Consider the following 15858-nt stretch of genomic DNA (forward strand, 5'->3'; position numbering starts at 1 on the left):
TCGCCTGACGCAACCTTCCCAGCTCCTCCCGCACTCGCCGCGCGCAACGACCGGCGAGTGCGGGAGGCAACCACTGGGGGAGTGGGCAGACTCGGGCCATGGACTGGACGTACTACCGCTTCCGCAGTCTGTGGGTACTCGGTGCCCCGGCCGACGACGTGTACGACGTGCTGGCCGACGCCGAGAACTACCCCCGGTGGTGGCCGCAGGTGCGTGAGGTGACGCGGATCGACGACCGCAGCGGGACCATCCGCATCCGCTCGCTGCTCCCGTACGACCTGGTGTTCACCGCGCGGGAGGTGCGCCGCGACCGGGCGGCCGGGGTCCTGGAGATCGCGATGACGGGCGACGTGGACGGCTGGGCACGCTGGACGCTCACCTCCGACGATCCCGGCACGTGCGCCCGCTACGACCAGGAGGTCCACGTGACCAAGCCCCTGCTGCGGCGACTCGCCGTGCCGGGGCGGCCGGCGTTCCGCGCCAACCACGCGCTGATGATGCGCGCGGGACGGCGCGGGCTGGCCGCGTACCTGGGCGGGAATCATCAACAGGTTTGATGAGAACCCCGCTCGACCTGTATGGTTCAGTGCGTTCCCGGGCGATTAGCTCAGTGGGAGAGCGCTTCGTTCACACCGAAGAGGTCACTGGTTCGAACCCAGTATCGCCCACCCGGAGACAGCCGGTCCGTCCAAGACGGACCGGTTTTTCGCATGTCAGGGCCAGGGCGCTTCTCCTGGGCTTACGCCGCCGCAGGGAGCTCCGGACGCAGCGGCCACGCCGGGTCGACCGCCTCCTCCGTGCCGCTGCGCGCGAACCACGCCTCCAGGCCGCGGGCCTGCGCCGCGTGCCACACCGCCTGCAGCGTGTGCAGTTCGGCCGACGACAGCCGCTCCAGGCGGGCCGCGAAACGCCGTCCCACCGCCCGTACGACATTCATCGCGGCCAGCGCGTCGGCCGCCGCGTCATGGGCGCCCGTCAGCTCCACGCCGTAGTGCGCGCACAGGTCGGTCAGCGTGCGGCGGCCCTTGCGGTAGCGGTCCAGGTGTTTGTCGAGGACCCGTGGATCGAGCACGCGCAGGGGCACGGTCTCGAACCAGTGGTCCAGCGACGACGCCCGATGCCGGCGCAACTCCCGGTCGAGCAGCGTCAGATCGAACGGCGCGTTCATCACCACGAGCGGGCGTCCCGCCGCGCTCTGCTCGGCCAGCTCTCTGACTATCTCGTCCATCACCGGCGACGGCCAACGGCCGTTGCGCTGCAGGTGATCCTCCGTCAGACCGTGTACCGCCGTTGCCGCTTCGGGCACCGGAACGCCCGGATTGACCAGCCAGCGGCTCACCCGCGGTTGGCCTCCGGGAGCGTCCTGGACGACGACGGCGGCCGACACGATCCGGTCGGTCTCCACGTCCACACCCGTCGTCTCGGTGTCGAACGCGGCAAGTGGCCCCTCGTACCAGCACGTCATACGCACGCAACTCCTCATTCACCCTCGGCAGTTGACGCACCGTCCGCGCCGCCCTCTGCCCGATTCGGTGATACCCGCACTGTTTGCGCCGTACGCCGGGAGGAGACAACAGAGATACGGGTCTTTGCAGTTCAGCGGCCCGTCGCGGGGATTCACCGGTTTCGGAAGGCTGTTGGAGATGGCCATCGCGCAGCCCGAACAGGGCGGGCTGCTGCCTCAGCGGACACCACCGCATCGCGGCACACTCGCCACCACCGCCTGCATGGAGACACTGCAGGTCGGCTATCTGCACGCGGTCGCGGCAGCCGCGGGCTGTTCCCTGTCCCAGCCCTTTCCGGACAACGGTATCGACTGGCACGTCAGCCACAGCGCCCCCGGGCACACGGTCGACGACGAAGTCACCATCAAGGTGCAGCTCAAGTGCACGTACCAGATCCCGCCGAACCCCCCGGGCACGGCCTTCTCCTTCACGCTCGACAACGCCCACCTGGAGAAGCTCGCCCGCAGTCCGGTCTCGGTGCACAAGATCCTGGTCGTGATGCTCGTGCCCAGGTCCCAGGACGACTGGCTGCGCGCCAGCCACGACCGGCTCGACCTGCGGCACTGCTGCTACTGGATCAACCTCGCAGGCCATCGGATAACCGGCCGGCGCAGGACCACCGTGCGGATACCGACCTCGCGCATCTTCGACGACCGGGCACTCTGCGAGATCATGACGCGGGTCGGAACCGGAGGCAGACCGTGACGCACCGCCCGACCGACGAGCCCGTACGACCGGTGAGGCCCCACCCGGTGGAGGCACCGGCCCAGTGGGACCAGCCGCCCAGGCCCGACCAGGTCGACCCCGCCGTCCTCAGCGCGCTGCTGCACCGGCACGGCTGGCAGCGCCGCGGCGGAGTCGCCGGACGGTACGGCCGCTGGACCCCACCCGGGCCCGGCGGCGCCGGCACCAGCCTGCTCGTGCCGGAGAGCCGGGCCTTCCCCGACAGCGAGGACCTCCTCGGCGAGGCCCTCGTCGCCCTTGCGCGCAGTGGCTCGCCCTCCGCGCGCGACGTGCTGGTCGGCCTCGCTGTGCCCAGCGACGAGATCCGCTGGTGGCGCGACGTGCCCACCGGGCCCGTGGGCGCCGCGGCGTGGACCGTGGAGGAGCAGCTGCGCAAGGCCGCCCGCCACATGCTCCTGGCGGGCGCCCTCGCGGCACGCGCGCGTGCGGGCTATTACGGCGCCCGGCACCGCAGGCCCGCCGCCGCGTCCCTGGAGAACGTGCTCGTCGGGGCCGCGCCGGGCGGCCGTCAGCTCACCGCCTTCGTGCCCGTCGCCACCGGCCGGCCGCTCGCAGTCCGGCTCCACCAGGCGGTGTACGCGGCTCGCGAGGCCATCGACTACCAGCGCGCCACCGGCGGCATGGACGCCTTCGACGGTGCCGTCGAGGCGGGCGTCAGCTATGAGCTCACGGAGGCTCTCGTGGCCCTCGTGAAGGGCACCGAGGGCGCCCGGATCGCCGTCGAGTGGGCGCCCGCCGCCGGAGTCCCCGAGGGCTGCGCGACTCCCGCCGAACCCGTCGAGTTCTCCCCCGGCGACCTGCCCGTGCTGCGCGAGGCCGGCGCCCGCTATCTGCGCGAGGAGCCGTCCGTGGCGGTGCGGATCACGGGCACGGTGGTGCGGATGCGCAGGTCGGCACCGAGCGGTGACGGCACCGTACGGCTGCGGGTCATCGCGGGCGCGGAGGTCCCGCACGTACGGATGACGCTCGACGAGGAGGCATACCGGATCGCGGGCCATGCCCACCTGGTGGGGCTGCCGGTGCGGGTGCACGGGCGGCTGGAGAGCCGGGGCGGCTTCCGGCGGCTGACCGGGGCGTCCGGGGTCGCGCCCGTGCAGGTGGACGACGCGGAGCGGGACCGGTTGATGAAGTCGTTGCAGGAGACCGCGGAGATCACGGCTTTCTTTGAAGAGGCGTGTGGCGGGGACTGAGACGGGACGGTTTCGCGGTGGGTGCCCCGGCCTCGGTACGATTCCTGTCTGCGCGCGCGGTTGCGCCCGCACTCACCCTTCAGTCAGGAGAGACCGGTGTCAGACGTCCGTGTGATCATCCAACGCGATTCCGAGCGGGAAGAGCGCGTGGTGACGACGGGCACTACGGCCGCCGAACTCTTCGCCGGAGAGCGCACCATCGTCGCCGCGCGTGTGGCAGGCGAGCTGAAGGACCTCGCGTACGAGGTGAAGGACGGCGAGACCGTCGAAAGCGTCGAGATCTCCTCCGAGGACGGTCTGAACATCCTGCGGCACTCCACCGCGCACGTCATGGCGCAGGCCGTGCAGGAGCTCTTCCCCGAGGCCAAGCTGGGCATCGGCCCGCCGGTCAAGGACGGCTTCTACTACGACTTCGACGTGGAGAAGCCGTTCACGCCCGAGGACCTCAAGGCCGTCGAGAAGAAGATGCAGGAGATCCAGAAGCGCGGTCAGCGCTTCTCGCGGCGTGTGGTGACCGACGAGGCCGCGCGCGCGGAGCTGGCCTCGGAGCCGTACAAGCTGGAGCTCATCGGGCTGAAGGGCTCGGCTTCTTCGGACGACGGCGCGGACGTCGAGGTGGGCGCCGGCGAGCTGACGATCTACGACAACATCGACGCCAAGACCGGCGACCTGTGCTGGAAGGACCTCTGCCGGGGTCCGCACCTGCCGACCACCCGGAACATCCCGGCGTTCAAGCTGATGCGCAACGCTTCGGCGTATTGGCGCGGCAGCGAGAAGAACAAGCAGCTTCAGCGCATCTACGGCACCGCCTGGCCGTCCAAGGACGAGCTGAAGGCGCACCTCGAGTTCCTTGCCGAGGCAGAGAAGCGCGACCACCGCAAGCTGGGCAACGAGCTGGATCTGTTCTCGATCCCTGAGCAGATCGGGTCGGGCCTGGCCGTTTTCCACCCCAAGGGTGGTGTCATCCGCCGGGTCATGGAGGACTACTCGCGGCGGCGCCATGAGGAAGAGGGGTACGAGTTCGTCTACACCCCGCACGCCACCAAGGGGAAGCTCTTCGAGACCTCGGGGCACCTGGACTGGTACGCGGACGGTATGTACCCACCCATGCAGCTCGACGAGGGCGTGGACTACTACCTGAAGCCCATGAACTGCCCGATGCACAACCTGATCTTCGACGCGCGCGGACGTTCGTATCGTGAACTGCCGCTCAGGCTCTTCGAGTTCGGGACGGTGTACCGGTACGAGAAGTCGGGCGTCGTGCACGGTCTGACCCGGGCGCGCGGCTTCACCCAGGACGACGCGCACATCTACTGCACGCGCGAGCAGATGGCCGACGAGCTCGACAAGACGCTGACCTTCGTGCTGAACCTGCTGCGCGACTACGGCCTGACCGACTTCTACCTGGAGCTGTCGACCAAGGACGAGACCAAGTTCGTCGGCTCGGACGAGGCGTGGGAGGAAGCCACCGAGACGCTGCGGCAGGTGGCCGAGAAGCAGGGCCTCCCGCTGGTCCCGGACCCGGGCGGCGCCGCCTTCTACGGGCCGAAGATCTCCGTCCAGGCGCGCGATGCCATCGGCCGCACCTGGCAGATGTCGACGATCCAGCTCGACTTCAACCTGCCGGAGCGCTTCGAGCTGGAGTACACCGGGCCCGACGGCTCCAAGCAGCGGCCCGTCATGATCCACCGGGCGCTCTTCGGGTCTATCGAGCGGTTCTTCGCGGTGCTCCTTGAGCACTACGCGGGGGCGTTCCCGGCGTGGCTGGCTCCGGTGCAGGCGGTGGGGATTCCGGTGGGGGACGCGCATGTGCCGTACCTCCAGGAGTTCGCCGCCGAGGCGAAGAAGAAGGGGCTGCGGGTCGAGGTGGACGCCTCCTCGGACCGGATGCAGAAGAAAATCCGTACGCAGCAGAAGCTGAAGGTTCCGTTCATGATCATTGTCGGCGACGACGACATGAACGCGGGGACCGTGTCGTTCCGGTATCGCGACGGTTCACAGGAGAACGGCATTCCGCGGGATGAGGCACTGGCGAAGCTCGTGGATGTGGTGGAGCGCCGGGTCCAGGTGTGATTCCGGCCCTGCCGTAGCGAGGTTCTGGCCCCCGGGTTTTCCCCGGGGGCCTTTGCCGTGCATGGTGTGTGAAGCCATATGCTGCACCACATGACGAGTGAGCCGGAGCAGCAGATCGGGGTGGGGACGCAGGACGCGTTCCAGCGCTTGTGGACGCCCCATCGGATGGCGTACATCCAGGGCGAGAACAAGCCCAGCGGCCCGGGTGCCGACGACGGCTGCCCGTTCTGCTCGATCCCGGCCAAGTCCGATGAGGACGGGCTCGTCATCAAGCGGGGGGAGCAGGTCTACGCGGTGCTCAACCTGTACCCGTACAACGGCGGCCACCTGATGGTCGTGCCCTACCGTCACGTCGCGGACTACACCGAGCTGACCGCTGAGGAGACCGCGGAGCTCGCCGAGCTGACGAAGCAGGCGATGGCCGCTCTGCGCGCCGCGTCCGGGGCGCACGGGTTCAACATCGGCATGAACCAGGGTGGTGTCGCGGGCGCGGGTATCGCCGCTCACCTCCACCAGCATGTCGTGCCTCGCTGGGGCGGCGACACGAACTTCATGCCGGTCGTCGGGCACACCAGGATCCTGCCTCAACTCCTTGCGGATACGCGGAAGATGCTTGCGGAGGCGTGGCCTACGGGGGCCTAGCCGGCCGGGCGTAGGGGAGGTGCGGATGCTGCGGGTCCGCCGTGGCTGATCGCGCCCCGCGGCGGAGCCGCATATGCCACAGCCCCGCGCCCCTTACGGGGCGCGGTACACCGCTGGACGCCTACGCGTCGTACACATCTGCTTTGCTCGGGGCCGCGTCCTGGACCTGGGTGCTCAGGAACGCCGAGCGGGTGCCGAACTTTTCGGTGTTCACGCCGTTCTCGTCGAGGACGCGGATGGCCGCGGCGTGGACCACGCGTAGGACGGGTGTCGCGGCGCGCAGGGCGTCGTCGGCCATGAAGCGGTGGCGCCAGGGCTTGGCGGCCCAGGCGTGGCGCAGGCCGAAGGGCTCGGGGAGGATCAGCTTGCCACCCAGCCAGTCGAGGATCGGCGGATACCAGGTGAAGGGGGCGCGCACCGCGAGCCGTACCACCTCGTCCGTCTCGACCAGCGGCAGCTTCCGCTCCGTCGTCTCCCAGAACTTGACCGTCTTGGCGACTTCCTTCGTCTTGGCCTCGGGCTTCGAGGTGAACAGGGAGTGCACGGGCCCCAGGGCATGACCGGTGACCTCGATCCGCAAGGTCTCGTGCAGCACGGTCACGGTGATCAGCATCGTGATGATCAACTGGCCGTCCCAGAGCGTCCATTGGACCCCGAGGTAGTGCCGGTCACCGCTGCCGAACTGCTGCTTGTTGCAGATGTCCTGGATGGCGTGGTTCTTGATCTGGTACGCGTCCACGTCCGTACCCCCCGGCCGGGACACCTCCTTGGCGCCCTCACCGATCGGCGTGACCACCCAGTGCCGTATCGAAGGCTTGGGAAAACCACCGGTGTTGAGCGGCCCGCGCTCCAGCATGCGCAACTGGTCCTGGATCGAGCGTATGACGTCCCAGCTGCGGAAGGGGTGGATCTCCTTGTTGGCGTCGGCGGGGACCAGATCCTCGGCGAGATGCCAGCTGCCCCAGCGCGTACCCATGCCGAGTATGCCCTTGGGCCCGGCGTAGAACACGGAGTTGGACTGCTGCTCGGCGGTGAGCCGGGCCAGCCCCTGGCGCAGCCGCTCGGCCGCGGTCTCACCTGGACTGCCGGGCACCGCCTCGGGGATCTTGGCGCCGATGCCGCCGCCGGCCAGCAGACTGCCCCAGCGCTCGCGCATGTCCTTCGCCGTACGCTCGCAGATCTGCCTCGCCCAGAACCAGCCGAGGACGGGTGCGACGACCGCCGCGCGCGCGTACCAGGCCCAGAAGCCGGTGAACGGCATCCGGATCAGGAAGATCACGGCGAGGGCGGCCACGCCGACCAGGAGGGCGGTGGCGAGGGCGGAGGCACGCTTGTCGGTGGTCTTGTCGATCGTCCGGCGGATCTGGAAGACCAGTAGCCAGACGAGCAGACCGGGCAGGAAGATCAGACCGGTCAGCACCATCACGGCGGTGAGCCAGCTGTCACGCTCCTTGCGGATGCGGTTCGCCGCCAGGCAGTGCTCGACGACGACCTGCGGCTCCGTGCCGAACGACTGGATGAGCGGCTTGCGCGCACCGCCCAGCATCCTCAGTTGCACGGCCCGCGCGAACGCCTCGCCCAGGTTCGGCTTGAAGATCGTCGCCCACTTGAGGCCCGGCTTGACAGTTGACTTGTGCCATTCGCTGTTGGCTTCGAGGATCTTGTCGACGGGGCCGTCGCGATACGCCGCCGAGGCCAGGGCGAACGTCGCCGCCGTCTGTCCCGCGGCACCCTGGAGCGGAATCTGTGCCCCGGGCCTGAAATCGAATCCGTCGTCCGCCACTGACCGCCCCCATCGCCGCCTTGCTCCGCTGCTGCGGCTTTTCCCGACTTCCGTACTCCGCACACCTGTTGATCAGGTCGTCGTCTTGATCAGGTTCTCAGAGTAGCCGCCAGGACCGACAATCGTCGGCGGACAGCCCAAGCTGTCCGCCGACCCTACGGGAGATCAACTAGGGGGAGTCCTGGGCCTGTTCGCGGATCTTCTCCGCAATGTGTGCGGGCATCGGCTCATGGCGCGCGTAACGCCGGCTGAACCGTGCGGTGCCGTGCGAGAGGGAGCGCAAGTCGACCGCGTACCGGTCGATCTCGATCTCGGGGACCTCGGCCCGTACGAGCGTCCGCCCGCCGCCCGCCTGCTCGGTGCCGACGACTCGGCCTCGCCGCCCCGACAGATCGCTCATCACGGCGCCCACGTAGTCGTCGCCGACCAGGACCGACACTTCGGCGACCGGCTCCAGGAGATGGATCTTCGCGTCGGCGGCGGCCTCGCGCAGGGCGAGCGCGCCGGCGGTCTGGAACGCGGCGTCCGAGGAGTCCACCGAGTGCGCCTTGCCGTCGAGCAGCGTCACCCGTACGTCGATGAGCGGGTATCCCGCGGCCACACCCTTGGCGGCCTGGGCGCGCACGCCCTTCTCGACGGAGGGGATGAACTGCCTCGGCACGGCGCCCCCGACGACCTTGTCGACGAACTCGATGCCGGAGCCGCCGGGCAGCGGCTCGACCTCGATCTCGCAGATCGCGTACTGACCGTGCCCGCCGGACTGCTTCACATGACGGCCGCGCCCGGCCGACTTGGCGGCGAACGTCTCCCGTAGGGAGACCTTGTGCGGTACGACGTCGACCTGGACGCCGTACCGGTTGCGGAGCCGTTCCAGGGCGACGTCCGCGTGGGCCTCGCCCAGGCACCACAGAACCACCTGGTGGGTGTCCTGGTTCTGTTCCAGGCGCATCGTGGGGTCCTCGGCGACCAGTCGGCTCAGGCCCTGCGAGAGCTTGTCCTCGTCCGCCTTGCTGTGCGCGTGGATGGCCAGCGGCAGCAGCGGGTCGGGCATCTCCCACGGCTCCATGAGCAGCGGGTCGTCCTTGGCCGAGAGCGTGTCGCCGGTCTCGGCGCGGTTCAGCTTGGCCACACACGCCATGTCGCCCGCGATGGCGTGCGAGAGGGTGCGCTGCTGCTTGCCGAACGGCGCGGACAGGGCGCCGACGCGCTCGTCCACGTCGTGGTCCTCGTGCCCGCGATCGGCGAGCCCGTGCCCGGAGACGTGCACCGTCTGGTCGGGCCGAAGGGTGCCCGAGAAGACGCGTACGAGGGAGATCCGGCCCACATAGGGGTCGCTCGCCGTCTTCACGACCTCGGCGACCAGCGGCCCGTTCGGGTCGCAGGCCTTGATCTCGCGCGGTTTGCCGTCCGGAGTGGTGACCGTGGGAGCCGCAGGCTCCAGTGGGGTCGGGAAGCCGCCGGTGATGAGCTCCAGCAGCTCGACCGTGCCCAGGCCCTGACGGGCGCCCTCGGCCGCGGGCGCGGCGGCCAGCACCGGGAAGAAGACCCCGCGCGCCACGGCCCGCTCCAGGTCCTGTACGAGCGTCTTGACGTCGATCTCCTCGCCGCCGAGATAGCGGTCCATGAGGGTCTCGTCCTCGCTCTCGGAGATGATGCCCTCGATCAGCCTGTTGCGGGCCTCATCGATGAGCGGCAGCTGGTCGGGGCCCGGTTCGGACTCCTTGCGCTCTCCGGAGGAGTAGTCGAACAGCTTCTGCGAGAGCAGCCCGATCAGACCCGTCACGGGCGCGTGCCCGTCGGGGGCCGGCGCTCCGTGGAGCGGCAGGTACAGGGGCAGTACGGCGTCCGGGTCGTCGGCGCCGAAGGCCCCCGCGCAGGTCCGCGTCATCTCGTCGAAATCGGCTCTGGCCGCTTCGAGGTGGGTGATCACGATGGCCCGCGGCATACCGACCGCCGCGCACTCCTCCCACACCATGCGGGTCGAGCCGTCCACCCCGTCCGAGGCCGAGACGACGAAAAGGGCCGCGTCCGCCGCTCGCAGACCGGCCCTCAGCTCCCCGACGAAGTCGGCGTATCCGGGAGTGTCCAGAACATTGATCTTGCACCCGCCCCATTCGACGGGCACCAGGGAGAGCTGCACCGACCGTTGCTGCCGGTGCTCGATCTCGTCGTAGTCGGAGACGGTGCCGCCGTCCTCCACGCGGCCCGCCCTGTTCACCGCTCCCGCTGTCAGCGCGAGAGCTTCCACCAGAGTCGTCTTGCCCGATCCGGAGTGGCCGACCAGCACCACATTCCGTACGGACGCGGGGTGGTCGGCCGCCGTAGCCCTGCCGGCGGCTCCGGGGTGTGCGTTCGCCTTGTCGCCCATGGCCTTGCCTCCCGTGCACGGTGAGGTCATGTGTGGGCGCGGACATGCGGACCCGCGTGCCGCGTGCGGTTGGCGGCTCCGGTGACGCCCGCGGTCCTTTCGAGCTTTCCACTCAGGTCACGGCACGTCCATACAACGGACGCGATCGTGCGCTCCGGGTCCCGTCCGCAGCTATGCGCGCGTGGCCGCGAGCGGCGCGGTGGCGGGTGCGGGCCGACCTGGCCCCGTCGCCCACGCGCGCGCGTGGCTACGATGGGCCAGCCGGTGGCCAACAGGGGCCGCGCGGCCACACCGACCCTCGGGAAGGCCATGCTGAACAAGTACGCGCGTGCTTTCTTCACGCGTGTTCTCACACCGTTCGCCGCGTTTTTGATCCGCCGCGGCGTCAGCCCCGACACGGTCACACTCCTGGGCACGGCGGGAGTGGTCGCGGGCGCGCTGGTCTTCTTCCCCAGGGGCGAGTTCTTCTGGGGCACGATCGTCATCACGCTATTCGTCTTCTCGGACCTCGTCGACGGCAACATGGCCCGCCAGATGGGCCGCTCCAGCCGCTGGGGCGCCTTCCTGGACTCGACCCTCGACCGTGTCGCCGACAGCGCGATCTTCGGTGGCTTCGCGCTCTGGTACGCGGGCAGCGGCGACGACAACGTCCTGTGCGCCGTCTCGATCTTCTGCCTGGCCAGCGGCCAGGTGGTCTCGTACACGAAGGCCCGTGGTGAGTCGATCGGCCTGCCCGTCGCCGTCAACGGCCTCGTCGAGCGGGCCGAGCGCCTGGTGATCTCGCTGGTCGCGGCCGGTCTTGCGGGCTTCGAGACCTTCGGGGTACCCGGCATTCACGTACTGCTGCCCATCGCCCTGTGGATCGTCGCCGTCGGCAGCGTCGTCACGCTGATCCAGCGGGTTGTCACGGTGCGCAAGGAGGCCGCGGAGGCGGATGCCGCGCCCGGCCAGGAAGGCGACCGGCAGGAGGGCCGGGACAGCGGCAAGGACAACGGCCGGGACCCGGGTCCGGAGAGCGCCCCACAGGCCGGCTCACGGAGCAGCGAGGCCACATCGTGAGCGGTCTGCGTGAACGGCTGATGGACGGCGCGTACGCCCTGTGCTGGAGCACCGTCAAGAAGCTCCCCGAGCCCGTCGCCGTACGGCTCGGCAGGACCATCGCCGACATCACCTGGAAGCTGCGCGGCAAGGGCGTACGCCGGCTGGAATCCAACTACGCGCGCGTGGTGCCCGACGCGACCCCCGAGCGGCTCGCCGAGCTCTCCAGGGCGGGCATGCGCTCGTATCTGCGCTACTGGATGGAGTCCTTCCGGCTGCCCGCCTGGAGCAGTGAGCGCATCAAGAGCGGCTTCACCGGCAAGGACCTGCACTATCTGACCGACGGGCTCGCATCTGGCAAGGGCGTCATCCTCGCGCTCCCGCACCTGGGCAACTGGGACCTCGCCGGCGCCTGGGTCACCACCAAGCTGGAGACACCCTTCACCACGGTCGCCGAGCGGCTCAAGCCGGAGACGCTGTACGACCGCTTCGTCGCCTATCGCGAGGGCCTCGGCATGGAGGTGCTCGCGCACGACGCGTCCGTGTTCGGCACGCTGGCCCGCCGGCTGCGCGACGGCGGCCTGGTCTGCCTGGTCGCGGACCGCGATCTGTCCGCCTCCGGAGTCGAGGTGAAGTTCTTCGGCGAGCCGACACGGATGCCCGCGGGCCCGGCGCTGCTCGCCCAGCAGACGGGCGCCCTGCTGCTGCCGGTGACGCTCTGGTTCGACGGCTCGCCCGTGATGCGGGGCCGTGTGCATCCTCCGGTTGATGTCCCCGAGACAGGTACCCGGACTGAGAAGACGTCTGTCATGACGCAGGCGCTGGCCGACGCCTTCGCCACGGGTATCGCCGAACATCCGGAGGACTGGCACATGCTCCAGCGCTTGTGGCTCGCTGACCTGGAACCCCGCCCCGAGCCGTCCGACGGGGAGCGCCCGTGAGGATCGGCATCGTCTGCCCGTACTCCTGGGACGTCCCCGGCGGCGTCCAGTTCCACATCCGTGATCTGGCCGAGCACCTCATCCGCCTCGGGCACGAGGTGTCCGTACTCGCTCCTGCGGACGACGAGACCCCCCTGCCGCCGTACGTCGTGTCGGCGGGCCGCGCGGTTCCGGTGCCGTACAACGGTTCGGTGGCCCGGCTCAACTTCGGGTTCCTGTCGGCCGCGCGGGTGCGGCGCTGGCTGCACGACGGCACGTTCGACGTGATCCACATCCATGAGCCGGCCTCGCCGTCGCTCGGCCTGCTGGCCTGCTGGGCCGCACAGGGCCCCATCGTCGCGACCTTCCACACGTCCAACCCGCGCTCCCGGGCGATGGTCGCCGCGTACTCGATCCTCCAGGCGGCCCTCGAGAAGATCAGCGCGCGAATCGCCGTGAGCGAGTACGCGCGGCGCACGCTCGTCGAGCACCTGGGCGGCGACGCGGTCGTCATCCCGAACGGCGTCGACGTCGGTTTCTTCAAGAAGGCCGAGCCCAAGGCCGAGTGGCAGGGGGAGACGATCGGCTTCATCGGCCGCATCGACGAGCCCCGCAAGGGCCTGCCGGTCCTCATGAAGGCCCTCCCGAAGATCCTCGCCGAACGGCCGGGGACGCGTCTCCTGGTGGCCGGTCGCGGTGACGAGAAGGAGGCCGTCGAGTCGCTGCCCAAGGAGCTGCGTGCCCGTGTCGAGTTCCTCGGCATGATCAGCGACGAGGACAAGGCGCGGTTCCTGCGCAGCGTCGACCTGTACGTCGCCCCCAACACCGGCGGCGAGAGCTTCGGGATCATCCTCGTCGAGGCCATGTCGGCGGGCGCGCCCGTGCTCGCCTCCGACCTCGACGCCTTCGCGCAGGTCCTCGACCAGGGTGCGGCGGGCGAGCTGTTCGCCAACGAGGACGCGGACGCGCTGGCGGCCTCCGCGGTACGGCTGCTCGCTGACCCCGGGCGCCGCGCGGAGTTGCGTAAGCGGGGCAGCGCGCATGTACGGCGCTTCGACTGGTCGACGGTCGGGGCGGACATCCTCTCCGTGTACGAGACGGTCACGGACGGGGCCGCCGCGGTCGCCGCCGACGAACGCAGCGGGTTGCGGGCGCGGTTCGGGTTGGCGCGGGACTGAGAGGGAACGGCCCCAACCTGCGGGAGGTGCCGCAGGAGGGCGCCACGATGTCTCTGGCGGCCGAGGAGGAGCTGCGCGTCCGGTCCGGTGTTCGACGCCGAGATCGGCGCGCAGACAGCCGTCAGGGACGTGGGACGTTTCCCGCCCACACCCTCGGCGCCGGCTGTAGCGCCCCTCCGGCGCACAATCAACTGGGCGGTAGCCTGTGCGCCCGTGACCTCCACCCTGATCTGGATCGTGGTCGCCCTTGTGGCGATCGGCCTCTACTTGAGCTGGACCGCGGGCCGACTCGACCGGCTGCACGCCCGGATCGACGCCGCCCGTGCCGCCCTCGACGCGCAACTCCTGCGGCGTGCGTCGGTCGCACAGGAACTGGCCACTTCCGGAGTGCTCGATCCGGCCGCCTCGATCGTGCTCTACGAAGCGGCGCACGCGGCTCGGCAGGCCGAGGAGGAGCAGCGGGAGGTCGCCGAGAGCGACCTCAGCCAGGCCCTGCGGGCCGTCTTCGGGGAGGCACAGCAGGTCGAGGCGGTGCGCGAGGCCCCCGGCGGCGAGGCGGCCGCCGGCGAACTCGCCCAGGCGGTCCGCCGGGTGCCGATGGCCCGCCGCTTCCACAACGACTCCGTACGCGCCGCCCGCGCCCTGCGCCGCCACCGCAAGGTCCGCTGGTTCCGGCTGGCCGGCCATGCGCCGTTCCCTCTGGCCTTCGAAATGGACGACGAGCCGCCGGCGGCGTTGGTGGATCGGTCGGGGTAATCGATCGAGGTAAGGGCAGCGGGAGCCGAAAAACATGCCACCGGCTCCCCATTGGCCCTTGCTGTGGCCTGGTCCCCTCGCGTTTCCTCGGTGTTTGCAGAAACCCTCTTTCACTGAGTGAGGTCAACCCGTGTCGAGCACGCTCTCCAACTCCGCCCAGGCCCCCGAAACCGGCACCGCGCGCGTGAAGCGCGGAATGGCCGAGCAGCTCAAGGGCGGCGTGATCATGGATGTCGTCACGCCTGAGCAGGCGAAGATCGCCGAGGACGCGGGAGCCGTCGCCGTCATGGCTCTGGAGCGGGTCCCGGCGGACATCCGCAAGGACGGCGGCGTGGCCCGCATGTCCGACCCGGACATGATCGAGGGCATCATCGAGGCCGTGTCCATCCCGGTGATGGCGAAGTCGCGGATCGGCCACTTCGTGGAGGCCCAGGTCCTGCAGTCCCTCGGCGTCGACTACATCGACGAGTCCGAGGTCCTCACCCCGGCCGACGAGGTCAACCACTCCGACAAGTGGGCCTTCACCACGCCGTTCGTCTGCGGCGCCACCAACCTGGGCGAGGCCCTGCGCCGCATAGCCGAGGGCGCGGCCATGATCCGCTCCAAGGGCGAAGCCGGCACCGGCAACGTCGTCGAGGCCGTCCGCCACCTGCGTCAGATCAAGAACGAGATCGCCCGCCTCAAGGGCTACGACAACAACGAGCTGTACGCCGCCGCCAAGGACCTCCGCGCCCCGTACGAGCTCGTCAAGGAGGTCGCCGAACTCGGCAAGCTCCCGGTGGTGCTGTTCTCGGCCGGCGGTGTGGCCACCCCCGCCGACGCCGCGCTCATGCGCCAGCTCGGCGCCGAGGGCGTCTTCGTCGGCTCCGGCATCTTCAAGTCGGGCGACCCGGCCAAGCGCGCCGCCGCCATCGTGAAGGCCACCACCTTCTACGACGACCCCAAGATCATCGCGGATGCCTCCCGCAACCTGGGCGAGGCCATGGTCGGCATCAACTGCGACACCCTCCCCGAGGCCGAGCGCTACGCGAACCGCGGCTGGTAAGCACCCATGACCGAAGCACCCGTCATAGGAGTCCTGGCCCTCCAGGGCGACGTACGGGAGCACCTCATCGCCTTGTCCGCGGCCGATGCCGAGGCCAGGGCGGTGCGGCGCCCCGAGGAACTCGCCGAGGTCGACGGCCTTGTCATCCCCGGCGGCGAGTCCACCACCATCTCCAAGCTGGCCGTCCTCTTCGGGGTGATGGAGCCCCTCCGCGCGCGCGTGCGGGCCGGAATGCCCGTCTACGGAACCTGCGCCGGCATGATCATGCTCGCCGACAAGATCCTCGATCCGCGCTCGGGCCAGGAGACCATCGGCGGCATCGACATGATCGTGCGCCGCAACGCCTTCGGACGGCAGAACGAATCCTTTGAAGCGGCCGTCGACGTGAAGGGCGTTGAGGGCGATCCTGTAGAGGGCGTTTTCATCCGCGCCCCCTGGGTCGAGTCCGTCGGCGCCGAGACCGAGGTGCTCGCCGAGCACGACGGCCACATCGTCGCCGTACGCCAGGGCAACGCGCTCGCCACGTCGTTCCACCCGGAACTGACCGGCGACCACCGCGTGCACGGTTTGTTTGTCGACATGGTGCGCGCGGACCGTGCAGCGGAGTCCTTGTAGG

14 protein-coding genes and 1 tRNA gene are annotated in these 15858 nt (G+C 69.8%); 12 read left to right on the forward strand and 3 right to left on the reverse strand.

Annotated elements, in window-relative coordinates; translation table 11 throughout:
• Positions 1–98 precede the first annotated feature (98 nt).
• Positions 99–557, forward strand: coding sequence for an SRPBCC family protein (locus OP79_RS30895; protein WP_033324895.1), 459 nt, complete (start codon positions 99–101; stop codon positions 555–557).
• 39 nt (positions 558–596) lie between these two features.
• Positions 597–668: transfer RNA gene (locus OP79_RS30900), tRNA-Val, on the forward strand.
• Positions 669–739: 71 nt separating this feature from the next.
• Here the strand turns inward: OP79_RS30900 and OP79_RS30905 are convergent.
• A complete protein-coding gene (locus OP79_RS30905) occupies positions 740–1465 on the reverse strand; it encodes a 3'-5' exonuclease (RefSeq protein WP_033324897.1) in 726 nt (241 codons plus the stop codon).
• Positions 1466–1643: 178 nt separating this feature from the next.
• On the opposite strand from OP79_RS30905, the gene OP79_RS30910 reads away from it, so the two are divergent.
• The 4 genes from OP79_RS30910 to OP79_RS30925 all read left to right on the forward strand — a co-directional run bounded on the left by OP79_RS30910 (position 1644) and on the right by OP79_RS30925 (position 6154).
• On the forward strand, positions 1644–2210 hold the full coding sequence (locus OP79_RS30910) for a DUF4365 domain-containing protein (protein WP_033324951.1): 567 nt from the start codon (positions 1644–1646) through the stop codon (positions 2208–2210).
• Positions 2207–3439 (forward strand): hypothetical protein, encoded by a 1233-nt coding sequence (locus OP79_RS30915; RefSeq protein ID WP_033324899.1) that lies wholly within the window; start codon positions 2207–2209, stop codon positions 3437–3439. Before OP79_RS30910 ends, OP79_RS30915 begins: the two co-directional genes overlap by 4 nt.
• A gap of 96 nt (positions 3440–3535) precedes the next feature.
• Positions 3536–5512 carry a threonine--tRNA ligase gene (thrS, locus tag OP79_RS30920; protein ID WP_033324900.1) on the forward strand — a complete coding sequence of 659 codons (1977 nt, stop codon included), beginning with the start codon at positions 3536–3538 and terminating at the stop codon, positions 5510–5512.
• 78 nt (positions 5513–5590) lie between these two features.
• Positions 5591–6154, forward strand: a complete 564-nt coding sequence (locus OP79_RS30925) for an HIT family protein (RefSeq protein ID WP_033324902.1) — start codon at positions 5591–5593, stop codon at positions 6152–6154.
• A gap of 121 nt (positions 6155–6275) precedes the next feature.
• On the opposite strand, the gene OP79_RS30930 is transcribed toward OP79_RS30925, so the two are convergent.
• Entirely contained in the window at positions 6276–7937 is a 1662-nt protein-coding gene (locus OP79_RS30930; protein ID WP_033324904.1) for a hypothetical protein, read from the reverse strand.
• Between the two features lie 169 nt (positions 7938–8106).
• Complete coding sequence (locus OP79_RS30935; RefSeq protein ID WP_033324905.1) at positions 8107–10305, reverse strand: elongation factor G-like protein EF-G2; 2199 nt, start codon at positions 10303–10305, stop codon at positions 8107–8109.
• A 252-nt stretch (positions 10306–10557) separates the two neighbouring features.
• On the opposite strand from OP79_RS30935, the gene pgsA reads away from it, so the two are divergent.
• The 6 genes from pgsA to pdxT all read left to right on the forward strand — a co-directional run bounded on the left by pgsA (position 10558) and on the right by pdxT (position 15857).
• Positions 10558–11364 (forward strand): phosphatidylinositol phosphate synthase, encoded by an 807-nt coding sequence (gene pgsA / locus OP79_RS30940; RefSeq protein WP_245685509.1) that lies wholly within the window; start codon positions 10558–10560, stop codon positions 11362–11364.
• Entirely contained in the window at positions 11361–12284 is a 924-nt protein-coding gene (locus OP79_RS30945) for a phosphatidylinositol mannoside acyltransferase (protein ID WP_051745051.1), read from the forward strand. The genes pgsA and OP79_RS30945 overlap by 4 nt, the downstream gene beginning before the upstream one ends.
• Complete coding sequence (locus OP79_RS30950; protein ID WP_033324907.1) at positions 12281–13441, forward strand: glycosyltransferase family 4 protein; 1161 nt, start codon at positions 12281–12283, stop codon at positions 13439–13441. The genes OP79_RS30945 and OP79_RS30950 overlap by 4 nt, the downstream gene beginning before the upstream one ends.
• Before the next feature lie 213 nt (positions 13442–13654).
• Entirely contained in the window at positions 13655–14197 is a 543-nt protein-coding gene (locus OP79_RS30955) for a hypothetical protein (protein ID WP_033324954.1), read from the forward strand.
• Between the two features lie 130 nt (positions 14198–14327).
• Positions 14328–15242: a pyridoxal 5'-phosphate synthase lyase subunit PdxS gene (gene pdxS, locus OP79_RS30960; RefSeq protein WP_033324909.1), complete on the forward strand. Its 915-nt coding sequence runs from the start codon at positions 14328–14330 to the stop codon at positions 15240–15242.
• Positions 15243–15248: 6 nt separating this feature from the next.
• Positions 15249–15857 carry a pyridoxal 5'-phosphate synthase glutaminase subunit PdxT gene (pdxT, locus tag OP79_RS30965; RefSeq protein WP_033324911.1) on the forward strand — a complete coding sequence of 203 codons (609 nt, stop codon included), beginning with the start codon at positions 15249–15251 and terminating at the stop codon, positions 15855–15857.
• Position 15858 lies beyond the last annotated feature (1 nt).

The sequence above is a fragment of the Streptomyces yerevanensis genome (assembly GCF_000716805.1).
Classification (GTDB): domain Bacteria; phylum Actinomycetota; class Actinomycetes; order Streptomycetales; family Streptomycetaceae; genus Streptomyces; species Streptomyces flaveus.